Source organism: Halodesulfovibrio sp. (genome assembly GCF_025210605.1).
In the GTDB taxonomy this organism is placed as follows: domain Bacteria; phylum Desulfobacterota; class Desulfovibrionia; order Desulfovibrionales; family Desulfovibrionaceae; genus Halodesulfovibrio.
The window spans coordinates 291,301-297,760 of sequence record NZ_JAOARI010000002.1 but is presented as its reverse complement, the minus strand read 5'-3'; the positions used below and the strand labels follow the sequence as shown (position 1 = coordinate 297,760).

The 6,460-nt window shown below is 44.5% G+C and carries 7 protein-coding genes and 1 tRNA gene; all 8 read left to right on the top strand.

Annotation, left to right across the window (positions count from 1 at the left end):
* Positions 1–62: 62 nt before the first annotated feature.
* A tRNA-Asp gene (locus tag N4A56_RS01345) sits at positions 63–139 on the top strand.
* A gap of 227 nt (positions 140–366) precedes the next feature.
* Positions 367–1,746 (top strand): sensor domain-containing diguanylate cyclase, encoded by a 1,380-nt coding sequence (locus N4A56_RS01340; protein WP_295544495.1) that lies wholly within the window; start codon positions 367–369, stop codon positions 1,744–1,746.
* A 286-nt stretch (positions 1,747–2,032) separates the two neighbouring features.
* Positions 2,033–2,392, top strand: a complete 360-nt coding sequence (locus N4A56_RS01335) for a DUF134 domain-containing protein (protein ID WP_293671689.1) — start codon at positions 2,033–2,035, stop codon at positions 2,390–2,392.
* A 78-nt stretch (positions 2,393–2,470) separates the two neighbouring features.
* On the top strand, positions 2,471–3,019 hold the full coding sequence (locus tag N4A56_RS01330; RefSeq protein WP_295544492.1) for a NifB/NifX family molybdenum-iron cluster-binding protein: 549 nt from the start codon (positions 2,471–2,473) through the stop codon (positions 3,017–3,019).
* Positions 3,019–3,873, top strand: a complete 855-nt coding sequence (locus tag N4A56_RS01325; RefSeq protein ID WP_293671693.1) for an ATP-binding protein — start codon at positions 3,019–3,021, stop codon at positions 3,871–3,873. Before N4A56_RS01330 ends, N4A56_RS01325 begins: the two co-directional genes overlap by 1 nt.
* On the top strand, positions 3,866–4,729 hold the full coding sequence (locus N4A56_RS01320) for an ATP-binding protein (RefSeq protein WP_295544489.1): 864 nt from the start codon (positions 3,866–3,868) through the stop codon (positions 4,727–4,729). Before N4A56_RS01325 ends, N4A56_RS01320 begins: the two co-directional genes overlap by 8 nt.
* A 46-nt stretch (positions 4,730–4,775) precedes the next feature.
* On the top strand, positions 4,776–5,174 hold the full coding sequence (locus tag N4A56_RS01315) for a NifB/NifX family molybdenum-iron cluster-binding protein (RefSeq protein WP_293671697.1): 399 nt from the start codon (positions 4,776–4,778) through the stop codon (positions 5,172–5,174).
* Positions 5,175–5,626: 452 nt separating this feature from the next.
* Positions 5,627–6,448 carry a hypothetical protein gene (locus tag N4A56_RS01310; protein ID WP_295544486.1) on the top strand — a complete coding sequence of 274 codons (822 nt, stop codon included), beginning with the start codon at positions 5,627–5,629 and terminating at the stop codon, positions 6,446–6,448.
* The last annotated feature ends 12 nt before the right edge of the window (positions 6,449–6,460 follow it).

The following is a 6,460-nucleotide window of genomic DNA, read 5'->3' as shown; positions in this document are numbered from 1 at the left end:
AGAGCATCGGCCTTACAAGCCGAGGGTCACAAGTTCGAGCCTTGTACCGCCCACCATCCTGCGGAGCCGTAGTTAAGTCGGTTATAACGCCGGCCTGTCACGCCGGAGGCCGCGAGTTCGAGTCTCGTCGGCTCCGCCACGTAAATTTAGTCCTCATACGAAAGTATGAGGACTTTTTTTTTTCAAAATTTCTATGCAGTGAATTCTTATCGCAAAATTATGTACAAAGTACGTTGCAATAATGATAGTTACTACAGTATATACGTCTTATTTTCTTTTGAGCATTTTTTTTCATACCATCAGGACAATATTGAGCGTTGTTGTTTGTAATTATATAGAAATATTGTTTTGAAGAGCCTAAATATTATGCAGAAAAATAGTAAAATAAATATCATTAGTACAGCTTTGCTTTGCTTAAGTATGACTTTAATAACAATAGGTTTAGTCGAAGTTATTATTAGAAGTGATGCTGAACATGAAAAAGCATTAATACGTGATACATTACTCAATACTGGTGCGCTCATTGGTCAGGAAGTGCAACGCAATATCTCATATGGAATTGTACTTACAGAATCTTTGGACGTACTTATCAAATCCAATAATTATAATATAGATGACTTTGAAAAGTGGGCTGAACAACTTTTTACAATGAATTCTAGAGTTGATTCGATTCAGCTTGCTCCAAGTGGTGTTGTTTCTAAAATTCATCCTTTACGAGGTAATGAAGGTGCGATTGGACATGATTTATTGCACGATGCAAAGCGTGCTAATGGAGCCTTAAAGACAGTTCATAGTCGTAAAGTCACATTTATTGGACCTGTAAAACTGATTCAAAATGACAAATATGCTGTCATTGCCAGAAAACCAATATTCAAAATTGTAGATGGTAATGAACAATTTTGGGGCTTTACCATAGCAGTACTGTCCGTTGATAGAATTTTACCGCCGAGGGTTCGCAAGCTTGAGGGGCAAGGCTTATACATAAAATTAGAAGGTGCGAATCCTGATGCGAAGATAGCGCCTGTATTGTTTTCATCAGCAAAATGGCGTGCTGAAAATGCTGTGGAAATGGAGATAGGGGTTCCAAATGGCACATGGAAACTCTTGCTTGGACATGATCCTATTAAAAATAAATATTATGACATGGCGCGTATTTTCACTATATTTTTGGCATTCTCGTTCTCGTGCGTGGTGTTTGTCCAGCAGTGCCGCATGAATACGAAACAGGGTAAAATTACGTTTCTTAATAAGAAGCTAACTGAACTTTCATTGAAAGATGAGTTAACGAGTATTGGAAACCGCCGAGCTGCAATGAAGGCTTTGGACTATCACATTTCGCAAGCCAAAGAGGTTGAGGAAGAGTTTTCAACTCTCATGCTTGATTTGGACTTTTTTAAACAGGTCAATGACCAGTATGGACATCCGGCTGGTGACCATCTGCTTCAGCATGTTGCTAACTGTGTGCAGTCAACTGTGCGCCGAAATGACTCTGTATTTAGAATAGGTGGTGACGAGTTTCTTGTTCTGTTCCCACAGACTGATATAAGTGGCGGTGTTGCCGCAGCCCGAAAGCTTCATGCAGTCATTGAAAAAACTCCATGTGTGTATGAGGATGTAACCTTGCCCGTAAGTGTTTCCATAGGGCTTGTTGAATATAGCGATGATTCTATCAAGTCGTTATTGCATCGAGTGGATGTAAAGCTATACGAAGCCAAAAAAGCTGGTCGAAATGCCATACGGTACTAACTAGTCACTATAACTAGGTGTTGTTAGTGTTGGCTGTTTATTTTTTACTATTTCTATCAGGTATGGAAATGGATTTGCTGTAAGCGCTTTTTGAATTGACAGTGCTACGATTATAAGTTGTATCTAAATTAGATTCAGCCCGACAATGAGACAAAAAAATTTTGAGCATAGGTTCAAAATAAATCAACCAGTTATGATTTGTTTTGAGCCTATGCTCATTTTTTGTGTTGACTTTGCAAAGCGAGGGCATACAGTGTGAACACTTACTAACCGAACAGGAGAATCTGTGGGCAGACGAAAAATAACCCGCGTTGTCAGAAAGATGCCTCATGTGGTCTTTTATAAACCACAGGGAATTCCGATGATGGATTTAAGAACAGTAGAATTGTCTGTTGACGAATTTGAAGCGTTACAGTTGATTGATGCTGAGGGATTTTTACAGGAAGAAGCTGCAACACAGATGGGTGTTTCCCGTCCTACTCTTGGTCGCATTTTAGCTGGTGCTCGAAAAACTGTGGCAACAGCGCTTGCAAAAGGATGCGCGATTCGAGTTGAAGGTGGGGATTATAAATTTGAAGCAGACTTACAAGCTAAGAATGAAGCAGGACAGCCTTGTTTTTCAGGTGGTAAGCAGACAGAGAGGTAAGTCCGGCGTGAATATATGTAACGCTGAGGCGCTTGAGCCAGCATTTTCTGATGCAATGACATCACAAGGAGTATTTTTATGGAATCAGTTAAATTAGCAATCAGTACCAATGGTCCCACACTTGACGATACTGTTAACCCTCGTTTCGGACGAGCACCTGGCTTTTTGATTGTCGATTCTCAGAGTCTTGAATTTTCTTACTTGGATAATGGTCTTTCTCAGACCATGTCTCAAGGTGCAGGCATTCAAGCTGCACAGAACGTAGCAGGAAGCGGTGCACAGGTTGTACTCACCGGCTATGTAGGTCCTAAAGCGTTTACTGCATTGGAAGCGGCACATGTTCAAGTTGGTCAGGATGTTGAAAACATGACCGTGCGCAAGGCAGTGGAAGAATTTAACAACGGCAATATCACTCTTGCAGCTTCACCTAATGCTGAAGGGAAAAGCGGTATGGGCGGCGGTGCTGCTCAGGCTCCTCAGCAGACCCCAAATGCAGGGAACTGTAATGGTGCCGGACGTGGTCAAGGTGGCGGCGGACGCGGTCAAGGCCGTGGTATGGGTCGCGGACAAGGTGGCGGTCAGGGCGGTGGACGCTGTGGCGGTCAAAGAGGCGGAGGTCGCTTCTAGTGATTATTGCAGTAGCCAGCGGTAAAGGTGGCACTGGAAAAACTACGGTTACCGCAGCATTGGCAGCTAACTGGAAAGCCCCTGTTGCTGCGGTTGACCTTGATATTGAAGAGCCGAATCTTCATCTATTTTTACATCCTGCAATCACCGGAACGGAAAAAGGCTATATAGAAGTTCCTGAAGCAGACGAGAGGATGTGCACCTCTTGTGGAGCCTGCGCTGAGTTGTGCCAGTTTAAGGCAATTGCATTAATAGGGGATACTTTATTAACTTTTCCAGATATGTGTCATGGTTGTGGCGGTTGTATTGCTGTGTGTCCAACCGGCGCATTAACAGAGAGTTCTCGCGAGCTGGGCGAGCTGTGCCATGGCACTTCCGGTGATATTGCGTTCCATATGGGTAGACTACGCATCGGTGAGGCGATGTGTCCTCCACTAATGAAGTTGGTTAAAAACGAGGTCTTTTCAACGTATGAACATGATTCTCGTGATGTTATTCTCGACTCTCCTCCCGGTGCGAGTTGCCCTGCTGTTTGTGCTGTCGCAGATGCAGATTGTCTGGTGCTGGTAACAGAGCCTACCCCGTTTGGATTTTATGATTTTAAGATTGCGTATGAAGCCTTTTCTGTCTTTAACAAGCCCACAGGCGTTGTGATAAATAAGGCAGGAATTGGTGACAGACAGGTGTACGACTTCTGTAAAGAAAAAAATATTCCGATTTGGGCGGAGATTCCGTTTGAAAGAGGTATTGCAGAAGCGTATTCAACAGGGTCAGTAATTACTGATGCAGTTCCAAGTTTGAAGCCTGTGTTTGAAGAATTGACCCGTTCTATTCAGGAGTCTGTCCATGCATGAGATTCTCGTAATCAGCGGCAAGGGCGGAGCTGGTAAAACAACTGTTACTGGCGCGTTTGCTCATCTTTCCGAAAATGCGATTCTATGCGATTTGGATGTAGATGCACCAGATTTTCATCTTATCAGCCAGCCGGAAAAGTATCAGGATCATGAATTTTGGTCTGGATATGAAGCAAGCATACGTCAGGACGACTGTGTACAGTGTGGTGAATGTTTAACCCGCTGTCGCTTTGACGCTATCAAGCTGGACAATGGTCGTTATGTTGTTGACCCGCTGAAGTGCGAAGGCTGCAAGGTTTGCGTAGCGCTGTGTCCTGCTGAAGCAATTGATTTCGAATTAAAAAAATGTGGCGAATGGTACAGGTCTGAGACCCGTTTCGGTAATCTTGTACATGCGCAACTGTATCCGGGCGAAGAAAACTCCGGCAGACTTGTGGCGTTGTTAAAAGATGAAGCGCGCAAAACAGCAAAAGAACATGGTCATGAGATTTTGCTTGCGGATGGTGCGCCGGGGATCGGTTGTCCTGTTATCAGCTCTCTTTCGGGGACAGATCTTGCCGTGTTTGTCACTGAGCCTACCCCGTCAGGGCTGCATGATTTAGAACGCGTTGCCGCATTGTGTGACCACTTCCGTGTAAAAGGATGTGTGGTCATTAATAAATATGATTTAAATACCGACATGACAGATAAAATTGAATCGTTTTGCACTCAGCACGGATATCCGGTAGTCGGTCGTGTTCCCCACTCAGATGCTGTTACAGCAGCTATGGTGGAGCGCAAGACTGTTACCGAATTTGATTCAGTTATGTACACTGCCTTTGCCGGTATCTGGAATAATGTACTCTTACAGCTGTAATTTTATTTTGCAGCACTAGAAATTTGACATGTTACAAGGAGAAAATATGTCTTCAACTCTCGTAGCAGTTCCATCAGCAGTACCAGGTGGACTCGAAGCTGGCGTGGATGCACACTTTGGCCATTGCCAGATGTACACACTTGTTTCTGTAGAAAACGGCAACATTTCCAATGTTGAAGTTATCCCTAATATTCCGCATGAACATGGCGGTTGCATGGCTCCTGTAAATTACCTTGCAGAGCACAAAGTGCAGGCTATTATTTCCGGCGGTATGGGCATGCGTCCATTGATGGGCTTCCGTCAGGTTGGCATTGATGTTCTGCACGGTAACGGTGCAGCAAACGTGCAGGATGCAATCAGCGCATTTATTGCTGGCTCTCTTCCTCGCTTCTCACAGGAATTTACTTGTGGCGGCGGTAGCGGTCACACTTGCGGCAACCACTAAGAACATTGCATCGGCAATGGAAGCGTAGGAGTACGCAGAATAGAAAAGGCATTCAGGTCATGCATCCCTGGTCGTATGTTTTCTTATTATGCCTCTAAATCGCAGTCCTTATGCCGTGTTGCAATATAAGCGATGGTAACATCGCTGGATTTCCGGATACTACGCTCGATACATTGATTTTCTCTTTAGGTGTTTGCCGTCATGTTCTATGCAGGGTAAGCTGCCGCTACTATAGGGATTTTTTATAAATTATAGTCATTCTATCCGGTAGATCTGCAAAAAAAAACGAGGTGTTTATCACCTCGTTTTTTTTTGTTCGCAGACTGGCAGGCACATGTTTTTTGCTTGTGCTGTCTGTAGATCATCATTCCCTTGCTGTTCTTGCATTCAGTGCCTATATACCTTGCGGTGCAGAACATGGAACTCTGCTATTTACGCCTAAGGAGAGAAGAGTGTTTATTCCTGTGGAGACATGTACAGATGAATTTTCTGAAGAAGCAGCGGCATTCGGCTATTGCGCTGCATGCGGGAGTGTACACTCTGTACCATACGGGCAGGCTCGCTTTTATGCAAAAGCGTTGATGCAAGAACTGGAAGACAAGGGGGATATGCTCCTTCCTGTTCCAGAAGGTGTTGCAGACCGTCACATCATTCAAAGTAAACTGGATGCGCTTGAAGGTGATCCGCATTACAGCTTGGATTACCTTTGGGGTAAAGCTCTGGGGCAGATGCTCGGCATTATGGTCTGCAAAAAGCAGGATGGCACTGTAGGTATTGTCCGCGCTTTTTCCGGTCAGTATGACAGAATGTACGAAATCCCCGGATGGGTTCCGCCTGTTATGGATTTGGGTCGGTATAACGAAGTCTACTCTGTTGGGAACAAGGTTGTTAACGAGTATTCGGAACGTATTGCCGCACTTGATCCCGCAGAGACCACGTTGCTACGCCAGTTGAAGCAGGAGCGTAAAGCGTGCTCTCGCGCGTTGATGGATGAATTGTACGGAGTATATGTTCTTGGGAATTTTAAGGGAGAACAGAAGCAGTTGAAGGACGTATTTTTCAGCAAGCAGGGAATGCGTACCGGAACGGCAGATTGCTGCGCTCCTAAGTTGATTCACTATGCACAGCAGAATCAACTGACACCACTTGGTATTGCAGAATTTTTTTTCGGGGCGGAGAATAAGTCACAAACACGGCAGCACGGCAATTTTTATGAAGCGTGCGAAGAAAAATGCCAGCCGATTCTCGGTTTTATGCTTTGTGGGCTTACATAACGTTTGGAATGA